This window comes from Micromonospora sp. ABR4_055, from assembly GCF_056160425.1.
Genome location: NZ_JBSWXD010000014.1, coordinates 20,598 through 37,685 on the forward strand (window position 1 = coordinate 20,598; position 17,088 = coordinate 37,685).

At 71.4% G+C, this 17,088-nt stretch carries 15 protein-coding genes; 7 read left to right on the top strand and 8 right to left on the bottom strand.

Going from position 1 to position 17,088, the window contains the following annotated elements:
- Positions 1-160 precede the first annotated feature (160 nt).
- Together ACXAHD_RS06160 and ACXAHD_RS06165 are read left to right on the top strand one after the other, a co-directional pair.
- Complete coding sequence (locus ACXAHD_RS06160; protein ID WP_289213260.1) at positions 161-970, top strand: SAM-dependent methyltransferase; 810 nt, start codon at positions 161-163, stop codon at positions 968-970.
- The gene (locus ACXAHD_RS06165; RefSeq protein ID WP_281550737.1) at positions 963-2,744 is read left to right on the top strand and encodes a putative bifunctional diguanylate cyclase/phosphodiesterase; all 1,782 of its coding nucleotides are present in this window, start codon (positions 963-965) and stop codon (positions 2,742-2,744) included. Before ACXAHD_RS06160 ends, ACXAHD_RS06165 begins: the two co-directional genes overlap by 8 nt.
- Before the next feature lie 57 nt (positions 2,745-2,801).
- On the opposite strand, the gene ACXAHD_RS06170 is transcribed toward ACXAHD_RS06165, so the two are convergent.
- The 4 genes from ACXAHD_RS06170 to ACXAHD_RS06185 all read right to left on the bottom strand — a co-directional run bounded on the left by ACXAHD_RS06170 (position 2,802) and on the right by ACXAHD_RS06185 (position 7,059).
- On the bottom strand, positions 2,802-3,926 hold the full coding sequence (locus ACXAHD_RS06170) for a glycosyltransferase family 4 protein (RefSeq protein ID WP_289213261.1): 1,125 nt from the start codon (positions 3,924-3,926) through the stop codon (positions 2,802-2,804).
- Positions 3,923-5,182, bottom strand: a complete 1,260-nt coding sequence (locus ACXAHD_RS06175) for a M48 family metalloprotease (protein WP_281550739.1) — start codon at positions 5,180-5,182, stop codon at positions 3,923-3,925. Before ACXAHD_RS06175 ends, ACXAHD_RS06170 begins: the two co-directional genes overlap by 4 nt.
- A 104-nt stretch (positions 5,183-5,286) precedes the next feature.
- Complete coding sequence (locus ACXAHD_RS06180) at positions 5,287-5,520, bottom strand: hypothetical protein (RefSeq protein WP_281550740.1); 234 nt, start codon at positions 5,518-5,520, stop codon at positions 5,287-5,289.
- A 144-nt stretch (positions 5,521-5,664) separates the two neighbouring features.
- Entirely contained in the window at positions 5,665-7,059 is a 1,395-nt protein-coding gene (locus ACXAHD_RS06185; protein WP_281550741.1) for an NYN domain-containing protein, read from the bottom strand.
- Between the two features lie 177 nt (positions 7,060-7,236).
- On the opposite strand from ACXAHD_RS06185, the gene ACXAHD_RS06190 reads away from it, so the two are divergent.
- From ACXAHD_RS06190 to ACXAHD_RS06210, 5 genes are all read left to right on the top strand, one after another.
- A complete protein-coding gene (locus ACXAHD_RS06190; protein WP_475049116.1) occupies positions 7,237-9,006 on the top strand; it encodes a DEDD exonuclease domain-containing protein in 1,770 nt (589 codons plus the stop codon).
- Between the two features lie 124 nt (positions 9,007-9,130).
- Positions 9,131-10,912, top strand: coding sequence for a RelA/SpoT family protein (locus ACXAHD_RS06195; RefSeq protein WP_281550742.1), 1,782 nt, complete (start codon positions 9,131-9,133; stop codon positions 10,910-10,912).
- 43 nt (positions 10,913-10,955) lie between these two features.
- Positions 10,956-11,492 (top strand): NUDIX hydrolase, encoded by a 537-nt coding sequence (locus ACXAHD_RS06200; protein WP_281550743.1) that lies wholly within the window; start codon positions 10,956-10,958, stop codon positions 11,490-11,492.
- Entirely contained in the window at positions 11,489-12,349 is an 861-nt protein-coding gene (locus ACXAHD_RS06205) for a nucleotidyltransferase family protein (protein ID WP_281550744.1), read from the top strand. The genes ACXAHD_RS06200 and ACXAHD_RS06205 overlap by 4 nt, the downstream gene beginning before the upstream one ends.
- Before the next feature lie 55 nt (positions 12,350-12,404).
- The gene (locus ACXAHD_RS06210) at positions 12,405-12,692 is read left to right on the top strand and encodes an Lrp/AsnC family transcriptional regulator (RefSeq protein WP_281550745.1); all 288 of its coding nucleotides are present in this window, start codon (positions 12,405-12,407) and stop codon (positions 12,690-12,692) included.
- Positions 12,693-12,841: 149 nt separating this feature from the next.
- Here the strand turns inward: ACXAHD_RS06210 and ACXAHD_RS06215 are convergent, their stop codons facing one another.
- The 4 genes from ACXAHD_RS06215 to qcrC all read right to left on the bottom strand — a co-directional run bounded on the left by ACXAHD_RS06215 (position 12,842) and on the right by qcrC (position 17,082).
- Positions 12,842-13,234, bottom strand: coding sequence for a peptidase inhibitor family I36 protein (locus ACXAHD_RS06215; RefSeq protein WP_289213262.1), 393 nt, complete (start codon positions 13,232-13,234; stop codon positions 12,842-12,844).
- Between the two features lie 223 nt (positions 13,235-13,457).
- Entirely contained in the window at positions 13,458-15,122 is a 1,665-nt protein-coding gene (gene qcrB, locus ACXAHD_RS06220; RefSeq protein WP_475049074.1) for a cytochrome bc1 complex cytochrome b subunit, read from the bottom strand.
- Positions 15,119-16,225: a cytochrome bc1 complex Rieske iron-sulfur subunit gene (qcrA, locus tag ACXAHD_RS06225; protein WP_475049077.1), complete on the bottom strand. Its 1,107-nt coding sequence runs from the start codon at positions 16,223-16,225 to the stop codon at positions 15,119-15,121. Before qcrA ends, qcrB begins: the two co-directional genes overlap by 4 nt.
- Positions 16,222-17,082 (bottom strand): cytochrome bc1 complex diheme cytochrome c subunit, encoded by an 861-nt coding sequence (gene qcrC, locus ACXAHD_RS06230; RefSeq protein ID WP_281550749.1) that lies wholly within the window; start codon positions 17,080-17,082, stop codon positions 16,222-16,224. Before qcrC ends, qcrA begins: the two co-directional genes overlap by 4 nt.
- Positions 17,083-17,088 lie beyond the last annotated feature (6 nt).

Sequence of the window (17,088 nt, forward strand, 5' to 3'; positions counted from 1 at the left end):
CGGGTGGGCCGGCCCACGTCGACCGTGGCGGCTCTGATCGGTGCGGGCGGGAACCTCGCGGGTCGGACGCTCTGGATGCCCGGGCACGCAGCGGGCACAATGGCTAGCTAGCGCCAGCAGCCAGCCAGCAAACGGTCAGACAGGGACAAAAGGGGCGAAGATGGATCGGCCGCACTGGGCACCGGAGAGCATCGACGTCGAGCGGCCGAGCGTCGCCCGGATGTACGACTATTATCTCGGCGGCTCACACAACTTCGCCGCCGATCGGGCCGCCGCCCAGGCGATGATCACGGCCGTTCCCGAAGCCCCGTTGATGGCCCAGGCGAACCGAGCCTTCATGCGCCGCGTCGTGCAATTCCTCGTCGAGTCGGGAATCCGGCAGTTCCTCGACATCGGCTCCGGGATCCCCACTGTGGGCAACGTGCACGAGATCGCTCAACGGCTGGCACCGGAATCGAAGGTCGCCTACGTGGACGTCGATCCGGTCGCCGTCGCACACAGCCGGGAGATCCTCGCCGGCAACGACCGGACCACGATCCTGCAGGAGGACCTGCGCAACCCGGAACGGATCCTGCACGATCCTCAGGTGCGCAAGCTACTCGACTTCGACCAGCCGGTCGCGGTGCTGATCGTCGCGGTCCTGCATTTCGTGCCGGACTCCGACGACCCAGCCGCGATCCTGGCCGAGCTACGCGCCGCGCTCGCGCCCGGCAGCCATCTGGTCCTGTCCCAGGCCAGCGACGACGGCCGCAGCGATGAGGAACGCCGCGAGGCGGACCAGATCTACCGGCGCACCGACAACCCGCTCAGCATCCGGTCCCGGGCCGCGCTGACCAGCTTCTTCGACGGGTTCGACCTGCTACCGCCGGGCGTGGTCTGGGTGCCGCAGTGGCGCCCTGAGTCGCCCGAGGCGGCCGAGGACGCCGAGCGTGCCGTCTTCATGGGCGGGGTAGGCCGACTCGGTGGCTGAGCAGTCCGACCCGGCCGCCGATCCGCCCGGTGGACGGCCACCGGGCGTCGCCGCCGTCGCCCGGGCCTGGGCCAAAGCGGTAACCGGGACCAGCTACCTGCCGCTGGCCCAGGAGCAGCTGGAGGCGTTTCTCGGCGACCTGACCGTACGGCTCGTCACGGCACTGCGCGCCGAGCCGTTCACCGTCCGGGTCGGCTACCAGGTCGGCTCGGACCTGGTCGCCGCGCACATCGCCTCGGCTGAGGGGCTCGGCCGCACCATCGAGGTACTCGACCTGCGACTACTGCGCGACCTGGACATCGACGACCCGGACATGCCGGACCGGATGGCACGGCTGCTCGGCAGTATCGCCACCGGCTACACCCGGGCACTACGCGACCGCACCCTGGACGAGCAGGAGACCATCCGCCGCGCGGCGTTGGTCGCCCGGGAGCAGGCCGAGATCGCGCTGCGGGAGAGCGAGGCCCGATACCGGCACCGGGCCACCCACGACCCGCTCACCGACCTGCCCAACCGGAGCCTGTTCACCCAGCGGCTGGACGACGTGTTCAGCACGGCGGGTCGTACTGGCGGGGACGGACGCCGACTCGGCGTCTGCTTCGTCGACCTCGACGGCTTCAAGATCGTCAATGACACCCTCGGCCACCACATCGGGGACCTGCTGCTGGTCTCGGTCGCCGAGCGGCTGCGCCGTGGCGTCGGCGAACACCTGGTGGCCCGAATCGGTGGCGACGAGTTCGTCATCCTGGTCGCCGACACCACCTGCACCGACGACGTGCTCAAGGTCGCCGAGGCCGCGCTCGCCGCGATCGGCGAACCGGTCGTCGTCGACGGTCACGAGCTGACCGTGACCGCCAGCATCGGCATCGTGGAGCGCACGGTCGCAGGCACCACCCCGAGCGAGGTGATGCGGGCCGCCGACGTCACTCTGCACTGGGCGAAATCGGCGGGCAAGGGCCGGTGGGCGCTGTTCGATCCAGTGCGCAACGATCGCCAGCTGGCGCGGTACGCGCTGTCCGCGGCGATGCCCACCGCTCTCGACCGGGGCGAGTTCTTCCTGGACTACCAGCCGCTGGTCGCGCTCGCCGGCGGCGCGCTGCTCGGCGTCGAGGCGCTGGTCCGCTGGCGGCACCCTACGATGGGGGTACTCGGTCCGGACCGGTTCATCTCCCTCGCCGAGGACTCCGGGCTGATCGTCCGGCTCGGATCGTGGGTGCTGGCCGAAGCCTGCCGGGAGGCCCGGCGCTGGCTGGACCGCAGCGCGAACGCCCCGTTCGTCAGTGTCAACCTGGCTGTGCGGCAGGTCAACGACCCCGGTCTGGTCCGGTACGTGACCGAGGTACTCGCCGACACCCGGCTACCGGCCGGCCGGCTGCAGCTGGAGATCACCGAGAGCGCCCTGATGAGCACCGCCGACGGACCGGTCCGTACCCTGCGCGAGCTGGCCGATCTGGGCGTACGGATCGCCATCGACGACTTCGGGACGGGCTACTCCAACCTGTCCTACCTCCGCTCGCTGCCGGTGCACGAGCTGAAGCTGGCCGGGAAGTTCGTCGAAGGGCTCCGTGCCTCGGCAGGCACCGACCGCACCGACGAGAGCATCCTGCTCACCTTGGTGACGCTGGCCCACACGCTGCGGCTGACGGTCACCGCCGAAGGAGTGGAGACCGCCGGGCAGGCCGAGCGGCTCCGGGCGATCGGCTGCGACGCCGCCCAGGGCTGGCATTTCGGCCGTCCTGGACCAGCCGACGGGATCACCGAACGACTCGGCTGACGCCGCAAGCAGCCGGACACCGCAGGAGGGCCAGGCGCGCCGCCGGGGTCACGCCGCTCAGCCGGCCAGCAGCGACGCCATCCGCTGCGCCTGGGTGTCCCAGCGCCACTCACGCTCCACCCAGGCCCGACCGGCGGCGCCCATCCGCCGGGCCAGCTCCCGGTCGGTCAGCAGGACACCCAGCCGGTCGGCCAGCTGGCTCGGATCCCGGCCGTTCACGACGTACCCGGTCTCGCCGTCGCGGACCGCATCCGGCGCGCCGCCGGAATCCCCGGCCACCACCGGCAGCCCGGTCGCCGACCCTTCCAGGTAGACGATGCCGAGGCCTTCCACGTCGAGCCCGCCGCGCCGGGTGCGGCAGGGCATCGCGTACACGTCCCCGGCGGCGTAGTGCGCCGGCAGCTCCGCCCAGGGCACCGCCCCGGTGAAGGTGACGTCGTCGGCCACCCCGACGCGCCGGGCGAGCCGTTGCAACCGGTTGCGGTCCGGACCGCCGCCGACGATCAGCAACGCGGCGCCCGACACCCGACGCCGTACCAGCGGCCATGCCCGGATCAACGTGTCCTGACCCTTGCGGGGCACCAGCCGGGACACGCAGACCACCACCGGCCGGTCCGACAACCGGTGCCGGCGGCGCACCTCGCCGCCGTCGACGCCCGGATGGTAGGCATCGGTGTCCACACCCGGGGCGAGCCGACGCAGCTCGGTCAGCCCGCCGACCGCACGGTCCAGCCGCACCCGGGTGTACTCGCCCAGGTAGGTCACCACGTCGGTGGCGCGGGCGATCCGGCGCAGCATCGACCTCGCGCCGGGCAACGCGGCCCACCCCACCTCGTGCCCGTGGGTCAGAGCCACCGCCCGGCTGATCCCGGCCCGTCGACGCAGGCCGTCGGCGAGCAGCCCGAGCGGCGCGGCCGCGCCGAACCAGACCGTGTCGCAGCCCCTGGCCCGCGCCAAAGCGGCGGTCTGCCGGGCCACCGCCGGTGTGGGCAGCAGCATGCCGGTTGGGTCACGGACCACCTCGAACGGCTGGTCGGCGTCGAACCGCTCGGCACCGTCGTAACTCGACGCGTAGACCACGATGGTCTGCGCGGGCTGCCGCAGCGCCAGATTGTGCACGAACGACTGGATGCCGCCGGGTCGCGGCGGGAAGTCGTTGGTGACCAGCAGGGTGCGGTTCATCGGCCCGCCCGGTCGGCGTACCTGCGGGCCGCCGCGATTCGTTCCACTGTCGACGGGTGCGTGGCGGAGTAGAGGTACTCCCAGCGGGGCGGATCCGGATCGGCGAGATTGATCGCGGACAGCCGGCGGTGCACCGCCGCGTACGCCGCCGGATCACCGTGCAGCGTCAGCGCGTGCGCGTCAGCGCGGACCTCGACCCGGCGCGACACCAGTGCCTGCACCGGTGTCGCCGCCAGGCCGACCAGCGTGACCACCGCCAGCAGCAGGGCGATCGCCCTCGGCTCGGCGATGTCCGCGACGCCGGCCGCCCGCAGCACCGGCCGCCAGCCGCCGAGCAGGTACAGCCCGACCACGGCTGCGGCGGCACCGAGCGCGCCCAACAGAGTGCCGGTCAGCACGTCGCGCGCGCGGGCGTGGCCCAGTTCATGGGCGACCACGGCGGCCAGCTCCGCCGGGGGCGCCTCGCGCAGCAGGTTGTCGTAGACGACGATCCGCCGGGTGGGACCGAACCCGGACACGTAGGCGTTGACCGCGCGGGTGCGCCGGGACGCGTCGGCGACCAGCACGTCCCGCACCGCGACACCGTCGCGTTCCGCCAGCTCCAGCAGTTGCGTGCGCACCGGACCGGCCGGCATCGGGGTGAACTTGTTGAACACCGGCTCGACCAGCACCGGCAGGACGAACGACAGCAGCACCACCAGGGCGGCCGCGCCGGTCGCGGCCAGCGCCCACCACCAGCGGGGGGCGAGCCGGACGACGGTGTAGAAGCCGAGCAGGGCCACCGTCGCGATGACCGCGCCGACCGCGTACGACCGGACCAGGTCCACTCCCCAGCCGGCCCAGCCCTGGGTGGCCAGTCCGTGCTCGGTCAGGATCCGGTGCCGCCAGGCGGCGAACGGCAGGGTCAGCAGGTCGGCCAGGAACACCACGAGCAGCCCGCCGAGCAGCGCCTGGGCGACCCAGTGGTCGCCGAACGGCCGGCCGGCGACCAACACCAGCCGGGCACCGACCGGGGTGAACCCGAGCAGCAGCGCCGCCAGCAGGCCGACCAGCATCGCGCCGTAGCGACCGGGACGCAGCGCCGCCCGCAGGGCCCTCCCCCGCTCGACCTGGTCGACGGGCAGCTCACGCAGGGCGGCGAGCTGATCGGCGCGGGGCACCGGCGGCCGGTGCCACGGCACCAGCACGGCCGCCGCGACGACGACCGCCACCCCCAGGACGACGAAGGTCACCAGCGCCCATGCGCGAGGCGTCATCGGGCTCCTTCCGCCGACCGGTCGCCCGACCATCCTAGGTGTGCCGGCGCGGCCCCGGTCCACACTCGGGCGACCGGATCCTCTCAGGCGGACCGGTCGATCGCTCAGGCGACCTGTCTTCGGGACCGGGGCCGGCGCTGCCGGCGGCCGCGCGCCGCTGCCGGCGACTCGCCGAGCACCTCGACGTCGAACCCGGCACGCGCGAACACCTCGATCGCGTACCGCTCGCCGGCGTCCAGGTGGGCCACCGTGTCCGGGCTGTCGATCAGGGCACTGACCAGGCAACCCCGGCAGCTCGGGCCGCGCTCGACGGCGCAGGTGTCACAGTCGATCAGCATGGTCGTCTCCTCACGTGGCGGTGCCGTCGAACGGTCGGCCGGCGGTGATCGGCCCCCGTACGACGCAGCATCGCCGACCGACCACCGCCAGTGACATCGACGATAGGCGTCAGGTACGACAGTTCCGCGTGACCGGGTGTCGGCTCAGGAACGAGCCAGTCGACGCAGCAGCGAGTCGGCGCCCATCGGGTACGCGCCGTGCCGCCGGACCCCGTCGGCCACCTCCCGGTCGGAGGAGACCACCACGATCACCCGGCCGGACGGCTCGGCCCGGACCAGCCGGCGGATGAGTTCGTCGGCCGTCTCCCCTTTTCGGGAGAACAGCACCCGCACGCCACGTGGAGCCGGCGGCAACCCGTGCATCCGCTCAGCGCCGTCGAAGACCACTGTCACCTCGTCCCCGGTCTGCGCGGCGATCCCACCGAGCCCGGTGATCAACCTCTTGCGTTGCTGCTCCAACGGCATCTCGCCGAAGCCCCGCTTGGTCACGTTGTAGCCGTCGACGACGAGGTGCGCCCGGGGTAGGGCGAGCAGGTCGTCCAGCCGGGCCGGGTCGTCGGTGTCGCGGGCCCGGGTCGACGTCGCCGCCGCCGGTCGGTCGGTGAACGCGTCGGCGACGTAGTCGGCCGGCAACCGGTCGGCCGGGTCCAGGGCGAGCTCCCGCCGCAGCCCCTGGGCCGCCTGCCCGATCGTCTCCAGCAACAGCCACAGCCGGGCGTCGTCGACCGCCCGGGCCTCCTTCGCCGACTGCCGGGCGGTCCCGGCGGTCAGCTCCGCGTCGGCGAGCTTGGCGCGCAGCCGCCGCAGCTCGGCGTCGTGGTCGGCGGCGGCCCGCGCGGCCCGGCCGCGTTCGGTGGCGAGCAGCTCGTTGGCCCGCCGCTGCTGCGCCTGTGCCTCACGCAGCGTGCGGGACAGCTGCCGGGACTCCTCGCGGAGCTGGCCCAGTTCCTCCCGTACCCGGGCCAGCTCGTCGCGGAGCTTCTCCACCTCGACCCGGGCGACGGTGCGGTCGTGTTCGGCTCGGTTGGCGCGGGCCTCGGCATCGCGGATCAGCTCGGCGACGGCGGCCCGGTCGGCCTCGGCCCGGACCGCCGCACCGGCGGCGTCGACCAGCTCACGCCAGCCCGCCGGCCGCATCAGGTACGCCAGGGCGGCGACCTCGACCGGGTCCGCCGCCGCGGGTGAGACACCTTCGCTGACCGCCGCACCCAGTTCGCCGGTCTCGGCCAGCGCGCGGGCGGCCACCCGCTGCCGCAGTGACGGATCGTTGGTGAGCGCCGCCGCGATCGCCGCGGCACCGTAGCGGGCCCGCCGGTTCGGCGCGAACTTGGCGACCTTGCGCAACGGAGGCGGCATCTCGTCGGTCGGGATCTCGGGCAGCGCGGCGGCGGCGAGCACGACGATGCGCGACCGCACCGGCTCGGGCAGCACCGGCTCGGCGGGTGGACCACCGGCCGGCTGGTCGGCGGACGGGGGCAGGGCGCCGGTCGTCGGCGCCGCCCCCTCGGGACGAGCGTCGGTCGGATCCGGTGCGGCCATGCACCCCAGTCTCCCACCGGGTGGCCGCCGCGTGCCCGACAGGAAGAATGATCTCGCAGAGTCGATCGGATCGTTACCGGTGGTACGCATGGGACGGCTGTGTCGTACCCACGTCCTATCGTCTGCGCCGTGGCACCGCCTGATCCCGTACCTCGACCGGCCTACACCCAGGGCTCGATCGACTCGCTGCTGTCAGCCGGACAGGGCGGGCCGCTGTCGACCGGCGCGGACCGGTCGCTACGGGAGACCACCTTCGTCGTGCTGGATCTGGAGACCACCGGCGGCGCGCCGGACGGTGGCGGCATCACCGAGATCGGCGCGGTGAAGGTGCGCGGCGGCGAGGAGCTCGGCGTCTTCGCCACGCTGGTCAACCCGGGCCGACCGGTGCCGCCGTTCATCACCGTGCTCACCGGCATCACCGAGGCGATGCTCGTTCCCGCGCCGCCGATCGAGCAGGTGCTGCCCAGCCTGCTGGAGTTTCTCGGTGACGCGGTGCTGGTGGCGCACAACGCGCCGTACGACGTGGGTTTCCTCAAGGCCGCGTGCGCCCGGCACGGCTATCCCTGGCCGGCGCCGACGGTGCTGGACACCGCGGCCCTCGCCCGCCGGGTGCTGACCCGCGACGAGGTGCCCAACCGCAAGCTCGGCACTCTCGCCGGCTACTTCCGCACCCCTCGGCGGCCCACCCACCGGGCCCTGGCCGACGCCCAGGCGACGGTGGACGTGCTGCACGGGCTGATCGCCCGGCTCGGCGGGCACCAGGTGACGAGCATCGGCGACGCGGTCGAATTCAGCCGCGCGGTCAGCGACGTCCAGCGACGCAAGCGGCACCTCGCCGACGGGTTGCCCCGCTCCCCCGGGGTGTACATCTTCCGGGCGGCCGACGACCGGCCGCTGTACGTCGGCACCTCCGGCGACGTCGCCACCCGGGTACGCAGCTACTTCACCGCCGCCGAGCGGCGGGCGCGGATGTCCGAGATGCTGGCCGCGGCGACGCGGGTCGACGCGGTCGAGTGCGCCCATCGGTTGGAGGCCGAGGTACGTGAGCTGCGGCTGATCGCCGCCCACGCGCCGCCGTACAACCGCCGGTCGAAGTATCCGGAGCGGGTGGTCTGGTTGAAGGTCACCGACGAGGTCTATCCACGGCTGTCCACGGTCCGGGCGATCTCACCGGCCGACACCACCGTGCTCGGGCCGTTCGCCTCCCGCCGGGCGGCCGAGCTGGCCGCCGCCGGCATCCACGACGCGCTGCCGCTGCGTCAGTGCACCCACCGGTTGTCCGCCCGGACCCGGACCCCGGCCTGCGCGCTGGCTGAGCTTGGTCGTTGTCCGGCACCGTGCGAGCACCGGATCGACCCGCAGCAGTACGCCGAACTCGCCGTCGCCCCGCTGCGGACGGCACTCGAGACCGACCCGCAGCCACTGGTCGACACGTTGCTCGCCCGGATCGACCGGCTCGCCGCCGCGCAGCGGTTCGAGGAGGCGGCGGTGGTCCGGGGCCGGTTGGCCGCATTCCTGCGGGCGACCGTCCGAATGCAGCGGTTGACCGCACTGACCAGGATCGCCGAGCTGGTCGCGGCGCGACGGGCCGGGCACGGTGGCTGGGAGCTGGCGATCGTCCGGCACGGTCGGCTCGCCGCTGCCGGCGTGTCGCCGCCACGGCAGCACCCCCGGGCCACCATCGACCTGCTGTGCGCCACCGCGGAGACGGTGCCGGCCGGGCACGGCCCGGTGCCCCGGGCCAGCGCGGCCGAGAGCGAGCGGATCCTGTCCTGGCTGGAGCCGGAACAGACCCGGCTGGTCAGGGTGAGCGGGGACTGGGCCTCACCGGCCGGCGGCGCCGGCCGATTCCATTATCTGCTGGTCAAGGCCGAGGAAGCCGCCCGGACGACGGCCGGGGTCGACGAAGCAGACCAAAGACTCGACCGATCGATCACCCGCAAGTAGCCGATCGTACTACGCTCGCTCGCTTAGGCTGTTAGAGAAGTGCAGTCCTGTCAGCCAACGCCCGATTCGTGGCGTGCGTCCGGGCGGTCGACCCGCCGGGCGATGGGTGAGGAGGTGTCTCCGCGTGGACGTCGACGCCGGTCCCGGCGCCGCCATCGGACGTTTCCTGCCCACCACGACACCCCTGTCCGCCCGCCTGCGAGCCTGGCTGTCCTGGTCTCCCGGCTCACCGGACCCGGTCGCCGAGCTGATCCGCGTCCACCGGTCGATCCACCCGTCGGCGGACCCGGCGGTGCTGCGCCGCGGCTACCAGATCGCCGACAGCATGCACGCCGGGCAGTACCGCAAGAGCGGCGAGCCGTACATCACCCACCCGTTGGCCGTCGCGGAGATCTGCGCCGGGCTCGGCATGGACACCACCACCCTGGTGGCCGCGCTGCTGCACGACACCGTCGAGGACACCACGTACGACCTGCCGACACTGGCCGCGGACTTCGGTGACGAGGTCGCCCACCTGGTCGACGGGGTGACCAAGTTCGACAAGGCGTTCTACGGCAAGGCCGCCGAGGCGGAGACCATCCGAAAGATGATCATCGCTGCGTCGAAGGACGTCCGGGTGCTGGTCATCAAACTCGCCGACCGGCTGCACAACATGCGGACCCTCGGTGTGCGCTCGCCTGCCTCCCGGGCCCGGATCGCCAAGGCGACCCTGGACGTGCTGGTCCCGCTCTGCGACCGGCTCGGCATCCAGAAGCTCAAGCGGGAGCTCGACGACATCGTCCTGTTCCACCTGGAGCCGGAGGCCTACCAGCAGATCGAGGAGCACCTGGCCAACCGGCCGGGCTGGGCGACGTACCTGGACGCCGTTTGCGGACAGGCACGGGTGACGCTGCGCCGGGAGAAGGTCGCCGCCCGGGTCGCGCCCCGGCCACGGCACCGCTACTCGATCTGGAAGGACACCGTCACCGGCGGCCACCGGGCACCGTTCGACCTACCCCGCATCGAGGTCGTGGTCACCGGGCCGGACACCGACTGCTACGCGGCGCTCGGCGCGGTCCACTGCCGCTGGCGACCGGTACCGGGCAGGTTCAAGGACTTCATCGCGGCGCCGAAGAACAACCTCTACCGCTCGCTGCACACCACCGTCATCGGCCCGGACGAGCGTCCGCTCGAGGTGCTGATCCGGACCGACGCGATGCACCGGTCCGCCGAGTTCGGCATCGCCGCGCCGTACCACTTCCCCAAGCCCGGCCGCAGTCGTGCCGCTGCCCGCGCCGACGAGCTGGCCTGGCTCCGCAGGGCGATCGACTGGTCGCAGGAAAACATCGACGCTGACCAATTTGTCCACTCGCTGCGCTGCGACCTGGTCGACGCGCAGATCCAGGTCTTCACCGACGGCCGCCCGATCGTGCTGCCGGCCGGGTCGACGCCAGTCGACCTCGCATACGAGCTGGATCCGCGCAAAGGCGCGCACTGTCTCGCCGTACGGATCAACGGCCGGCTGGCCCCACTGGCCTCCGAACTGACCGACGGCGACGTGGTCGAGATCTTCACCGAGACCGACGACCAGCCGACCGGGACGGCACCGACGTCGGCCGGGCCGCGAAAGGAGTGGCTGGGTTTCGTCAAGTCGCCGCAGGCCCAGATGCAGATCAACCGCTGGTTCGCCGAACACTCCGAACCGGGCATCAGCATCAGCGACAAGGTACGCCTCGGCCGCGCCACTGTCAGCCTGATCCTGCGCAAACACGACCGGGCGTTGTCCAACGACAAACCACTGCGCCAGCTCGCGGAGAACCTCAAGTACCCGGACATGGAGACCCTGCTGGTCGCGGTGGTGGACCGGACCATCGAGCCCGAGGCCGTCGTCGACCAGCTCATCGCCCTGGTCGACCAGCCGGGCTGACCTGACCCGGCGCCGACGACCGGCTACCTCTAGCCTGAACCATATGATCACCCGCCGATCCCCCGCACGCGCCCTGTTGTACGGCGTGTTCTACCGGTTACCGCACCCGGTCCGTCGGCGGTTGGTCCGGCTCGCCGTGCAGAAGTACATCGTCGGCGCCGTGACGCTGGTGACCGACTCCGAAGTCGGCCCGTCGACACCCGCCCGGCTACTGCTGCTGCGCCAGCCGCCCGGCCGGGGCTGGACACTGCCCGCCGGTCTGCTGCGACACCGCGAGGCGCCGGTGGTCGGCGCGGCCCGGGAGCTCGCCGAGGAGACCGGCATCCGGCTCGCCCCGGACCAGCTACGCCCGGCGGTGCCGAATGCCGTGGTGCACGCCAAGGGTTGGGTGGACGTGGTCTTCGAAGCCTCCGTGGCAGCGTCGCGAACCCAACTGGTGGTTGACGGGGCCGAGGTGTACGAAGCCGCCTGGCACCGGCTCGACGACCTGCCCCGGCTGACCCCGGCGACCGCCCGGCTACTCGCGCGCTACGGCATCGGTCCACTCGTCAGCCCGCCAGCGGCCCAGGAGCCGGGGTGAGCGCACCGGCGGCCGGACCGGACCGGATCTGCGCGGTGATCCTCGCCGCCGGTGAAGGCCGCCGGCTGCGGCCGTTGACCGGTCTCGTCCCGAAGGCGCTCTGCCCGGTCGGGAACGTACCGCTGCTGGACCGGGCGCTCGCCCGGGTCGGTGCCCTCGGTTTCACCGGGCCGGCGGCGGTCGCGGTCAACGCCTGCTACCTCGGCCGGCAGGTGGTGACCCAGGTCGGCGACCGGGCACAGCTGTCCGTGGAGCCAGGAGACCCGTTGGGCACCTCCGGCGGCGTCGGCCGGCTACGGGACTGGATCAGCGGTCGCGGCGTGCTGGTCGGCAACGTCGACGGCTATCTCGCCCATCCAGAGCTCGACCCTGGGCCGGACATCGCGGCACTGCTCGACGGCTGGGACGGCGAGACCGTCCGGCTGCTCGGCCAGCGGTTCACCCACCCGGCCGCCCGGGGCGGCTTCGACGGGCACCGGTTCGCCGGCTTCTCGCTGCTGCCGTGGCGCTACGTCAGCGGTTTAGCGGCCACTCCCGGCGAACTGGTCCGTACCGTCTGGCGGCCGGCGGAGGCCGCCGGCGCGCTGCAGGTGATCAACTACTCGGGGACCTACCTGGACACCGGGACACCACCGGACTACCTCGCGGCCAATCTGCACGCGGCAGGTGGCCGGAGCCTCGTCGACCCGTCGGCCACGGTGACGGGCCCGGTCGACCGCTCCGTCGTCGGCGCCGACGCGGTGGTACGGGGGACGCTGGTCCGCTCGGTGGTGTGGCCCGGCGCACAGGTGCATACGGGGGAACGGCTGACTGACGCGATCCGGGTGGACAGCGATCTGACGGTGTCCGCCGGCTGAGCACCCGGCTTGAGTAACATCGGCGGCGGACGCCGGTGAGAGACGGAGGACCTGCGTGATCACTGCCATCGTGTTGATCGACTGCGCCACGGACTCGATCCCGGAGGTGGCCGAGGCGCTCGCCGGTCTCGACGGGGTGAGCGAGGTCTACTCGGTGGCCGGGCACGTGGACCTGATCGCGATCGTCCGGGTGCGGGAGTTCGACCAGATCGCCGACGTGATCGCCGGACGGATCTCGAAGGTTCCGGGGGTGCTCAACACCGAGTCGCACATCGCCTTCCGCGCCTACTCACAGCACGATCTGGAGGCGGCCTTCGCCATCGGGCTGGCCGACGCGGACTGACCGACGACAGCGCTGAGCCAACAGCGGGAACTGGCAGCTGCCGCAGGCAGAGCCGCCCAGGAGACATAACGACGCGGCTGGTCGTCGGGGGCCACAGACCCACTGGCTACCAGCCGCGTTACCGTTCGGTGTCTGACGTCGACTGCCCGTCAGCAGACGGGCGGTGAGGTCGACGGTGCCCAGCGGAACGAGGTGATCTGATCGTTCGCGAGCGGATCAACGTTGCCACCGCCGCTGTACGGCGGGACGAAGATGTACCAGTTGCCATCGTAGTTGAGGTCAGGATACAGGCAGACGCCCCGGGCGGAAGTGTTCCGGACCGAACTGATCTTGTCGTCGAAGCTCCATGCCCGTAGATCCGGCTGATTGCCGGTGTTGACCGATACCCAGACCATCAGGCCGTTACCTCCGCTGTGCTCCCACATGCACATGGCGTTGGTCGGACAGTCCCAGTACGCGGCTTGCGCAGGCGACGGCGTCACGACTACCAGGGCCATGCTGGCGCCCATGGCCCACGTCAGCAACTTCCTTGCCAGCTTCACGTAGCTCCTCCTCCGAGCGACTACCTTGCGGTTGATCGATCACTGTCGACCATGACGCTACGTCGAGAGGAAACCGTCACCAATGGATCACCGCAGTCTCTTAGGGATACCGCTACTACCGTGGCGACAGGGCTTGTGGGGGCGGCCGGTGCAGGTGTGAGATCACAGAGGCGCCCGCCGATCTGCTCGGCGGACGCCTCTGTCAACTCCGGGTGCGCGGTGGTCAGCGGCTGCCGCTGCTGATCTCCTCGCGGTCGGCCGGCTGCTTCTCCTTGCCAGCCGACCGCAGTTCGGCCGGCTGTTCCTCGGCCGGGTCGATCGCCACATGCGCCGGCGGCGGAACCTGTGCCGGCTTCTCAATCGGGAAGAAGAAGCCCTTGACGGCCGGGCCGAGTGCGCCGAGCCGGTTCATCTTCTTGGGTACCACCCAGCCGACGTACTCCAGCTTGCCGTGGCCGTGCTCATCGGTCGGCCCGAGCGGCTGGTGCACCTCGACGAAGCGGCCGTCGGGCAGCCGGCGGATGATTCCGGTCTCGACGCCGTGCGCCAGCACCTCGCGGTCGTGCTGCTGCAGACCGAGGCAGATCCGGTAGGTCACGTAGTAGGCCAGCGGTGGCAGCAGGATCAATCCGATCCGACCGGCCCAGGTCATCGCGTTCAGGCTGATGAAGAACTTGTCGGCGAACACGTCGTTGCCGCCGGAGATGGTCAGCACGATGAAGAAGGTGACGGCCATGGCGCCGACGGCGGTACGGGCCGGCACGTCCCGGGGCCGCTGCAGCAGGTTGTGGCTGGCCTTGTCCTTCGTGTACCGCGCTTCGAGGAACGGGTACGCCAGGGAGAGCATGACCAGGATGCCGGGCAGCACCACGGTCGGCCAGAACAGCGGCGGGATCACGTACCCGTCGCCGATCGGGATGGTCAGCTCCCAGGCTGGCATCAACCGGGTGGAGCCGTCCAGGAACATGACGTACCAGTCGGGCTGGCTCGCCGCCGAGACGACGGCGGCCTCGTACGGGCCGAACAGCCACACCGGGTTGATCTGGAAGACCCCCGCCATCAGGGCGACCACCCCGAAGACGATCATGAAGAAGCCGCCCTGTTTGATCGCGTAGCGGGGGAACATCCGCTCACCGACCACGTTGTCGTTGGTCCGTCCCGGGCCGGCCCACTGGGTGTGCTTCTGCTTGAAGACCAGGCCGAGGTGTGCGCTGATCAGCGCCACCAGCAGACCGGGGATCAGCAGCACGTGGGCGATGTAGAACCGGCTGATGATGATCGTGCCCGGGAACTCACCGCCGAAGATCGACGAGGTGACCCAGGACCCGATCACCGGGATGGACAGCATGATCGCGGAGGCGATCCGCAGCCCGGTGCCGGACAGGCCGTCGTCGGGCAGCGAGTAGCCGGTGAAGCCGGCGAGGAAGCCGACCCAGAACAGCAGCGAGCCGATGATCCAGTTCGCCTCACGCGGCTTGCGGAACGCGCCGGTGAAGAACACCCGCAGCATGTGCACCACGATCGAGGCCATGAACAGCAGCGCCCCCCAGTGGTGCATCTGCCGCATGATCAGGCCGCCCCGGACGTCGAACGAGATGTCCAGCGTCGACGCGTACGCCGCCGACATGGGGATCCCGCGCAGCGGAGCGTAGCTGCCGTCGTAGACGACCTCCTCCATCGACGGGTCGAAGAAGAAGGTCAGGTAGACACCGGTGAGCAGGACGACGACGAACGAGAAGAGCGCGATCTCGCCGAGCAGGAACGACCAGTGATCCGGGAAGACCTTGTTCAGCAGCTTGCGTAGCGGCGTAGCTGCCTGGAACCGGTCGTCGAGCTGCCCGGCGGCCTGGCCGGGCAGCGCCCGGGCGTCGAACTTACGGCGTTTCATGGCCGCTCCCAGAAGTCGGGTCCGACGATCTCGGTGTAGTCGGAGGTGGCGACGAAGAAGCCCTCGTCGTCGACGGAGATGGGCAGCTGCGGCAGCCGACGGCTGGCCGGGCCGAAGACCGGCTTGGCGTTGTCGGTGATCAGGAACTGCGACTGGTGGCAGGGGCAGAGCAGCCGGTTGGACTGCTGCTCGTACAGGCTCGCCGGGCAGCCCGCGTGGGTGCAGATCTTCGAGTACGCGATGTAGTTGCCCCACATGTAGTCGGGCTTGCCCGCCGCCTCGTTGTTCTGCCGGGCGGTCCGGGCGTCGTCCAGCCGCAGGTGGATCAGCAGGGTCGGCGAGTCGGCGTACCGGTTGGTGTGTCCGCCGGGAATTCCGGGGAAGACCGTCATCTGACCACCGACGCTGACGTCAGCGGGCCGGATCGGTGAGCCGTCCTCCCTGGTCAGCCGGACCAGCTCGGTGCCGCCACCGGTCGTCTCGACCGGCTCCCAGCCGGTGGTGGCCATCTGGTTGTCGGTGTGCGGATCCCGGATCAGGCCGCCGACCAGTGGAGCGGCCGCGACCGCGGCGACCGGAGCCAACCCGGCCAGCAGCGACACCCCGAGCAGCGGCCGGCGCTTGACCCCGAGCTCGTCCACCATGTAGGTGAGCGTGCCGCCGGTGATCTTGCGGTCGTCCGGGCTGGACGGACCATCGTGCCGGTCCTGGATCGCCACCTCGTGGGGCAGCAGCTTCTTGCCCCAGGTGAGGATGCCGACGCCGATGGCCAGCAGGGTCAGCCCGAGGCTGACGCCGAGCAGCGGGGTGTAGAACTTGCTGATCCCGGTGCCGAGTTCGTACTCCCAGGGCCACCAGATGTAGACCACCAGGAACGCGGTCGCGGTGAGCCCGGCGAGCAGGAACAGCCCGGCGACGAACCGGCTGATCCGACGCTCCGCCCTGGTGCCGGGCACCGGGAACGGCGGCTCGTAGTGCACGATCTCGATGTCGTCGCGACGGGCACCCTCGCGCAGCACGTCGAACGGCGTCAGCCGAGGGTCGTCCAGGCTCACCTGCGCTGACTGGCGGTGCTGCTGGGTGGTGTCGATGTCGGTGCTCATGACTTCCCCGCAATCCACAGGCTGGCGAAGACCAGCGCGGTGATGCCGACCAGGAAGATGGCGATGCCCTCGGTCACCGGACCGTACCGGCCGAGGTTGGCCAGCCCGCCGGGGTCACCGTCGGTCTTCAGCCCTTCCTGCACGAAGGCGATGATGTCGCGCTTCTGCTCGGGGGTGAGCTGGTTGTCCCCGAAGACCGGCATGTTCTGCGGACCGGTCAGCATGGCGGCGTACAGCTGCCGGTCGGTGGCCGGCTCCAGGCTCGGTGCGTACTTGCCGGAGGACAGCGCGCCGCCGCCGCCGCTGAAGGCGTGGCAGGACGAACAGTTGATCCGGTAGAGATGGCCACCGACGGCGATGTCACCGCCGGTACGCAGCATCTCACCGTCCGGCAGCTGCGGGCCGCCGCCCAGCTCCTGGATGTACTGGCCGAGCTGGCGGATCTCCTCCTCGGTGAAGACCACCGGCTTGCGCTCGGCCTGGGCCTCCTGCCGGGCCATCGGCATCCGGCCCGTGCCGACCTGGAACTCCACCGACGCCGATCCGACACCGATCAGGCTGGGGCCGCGTCCCTCGACGCCCTGGGCGTTGCGCCCGTGGCAGGAGATGCAGCTCTGGTCGAACAGCGCCTTGCCGTCCTCGGCCGCCTGGGACAGCTGCGGGGTGTCCTGTGCCTGCAGGCCCGGGGCGAAGACGGTGTACGCACCGCCGGCCAGGAACAGCGCGGCGAGCAACCGGACCGCGGTGCCCAGCCGGCGGCGGCCCCGACCTCGCGGCGTGGCCCGCCCGCTGCGCAGCCGGGCGAGGAGACCGCGTCCGCGGTCGGCTCGCCGGTCGGCGGGGGTGTCAGATGTCATTGACCT

What these genes read in the sequence shown, in the direction of transcription:
- ACXAHD_RS06160 (WP_289213260.1), top strand. Translation starts at nt 161, where the DNA reads ATGGATCGGCCGCACTGGGCACCGGAGAGCATCGACGTCGAGCGGCCG.
- ACXAHD_RS06170 (WP_289213261.1), bottom strand. Translation starts at nt 3,926, where the DNA reads ATGAACCGCACCCTGCTGGTCACCAACGACTTCCCGCCGCGACCCGGC.
- ACXAHD_RS06175 (WP_281550739.1), bottom strand. Translation starts at nt 5,182, where the DNA reads ATGACGCCTCGCGCATGGGCGCTGGTGACCTTCGTCGTCCTGGGGGTG.
- ACXAHD_RS06180 (WP_281550740.1), bottom strand. Translation starts at nt 5,520, where the DNA reads ATGCTGATCGACTGTGACACCTGCGCCGTCGAGCGCGGCCCGAGCTGC.
- ACXAHD_RS06185 (WP_281550741.1), bottom strand. Translation starts at nt 7,059, where the DNA reads ATGGCCGCACCGGATCCGACCGACGCTCGTCCCGAGGGGGCGGCGCCG.
- ACXAHD_RS06200 (WP_281550743.1), top strand. Translation starts at nt 10,956, where the DNA reads ATGATCACCCGCCGATCCCCCGCACGCGCCCTGTTGTACGGCGTGTTC.
- qcrB (WP_475049074.1), bottom strand. Translation starts at nt 15,122, where the DNA reads ATGAAACGCCGTAAGTTCGACGCCCGGGCGCTGCCCGGCCAGGCCGCC.
- qcrA (WP_475049077.1), bottom strand. Translation starts at nt 16,225, where the DNA reads ATGAGCACCGACATCGACACCACCCAGCAGCACCGCCAGTCAGCGCAG.
- qcrC (WP_281550749.1), bottom strand. Translation starts at nt 17,082, where the DNA reads ATGACATCTGACACCCCCGCCGACCGGCGAGCCGACCGCGGACGCGGT.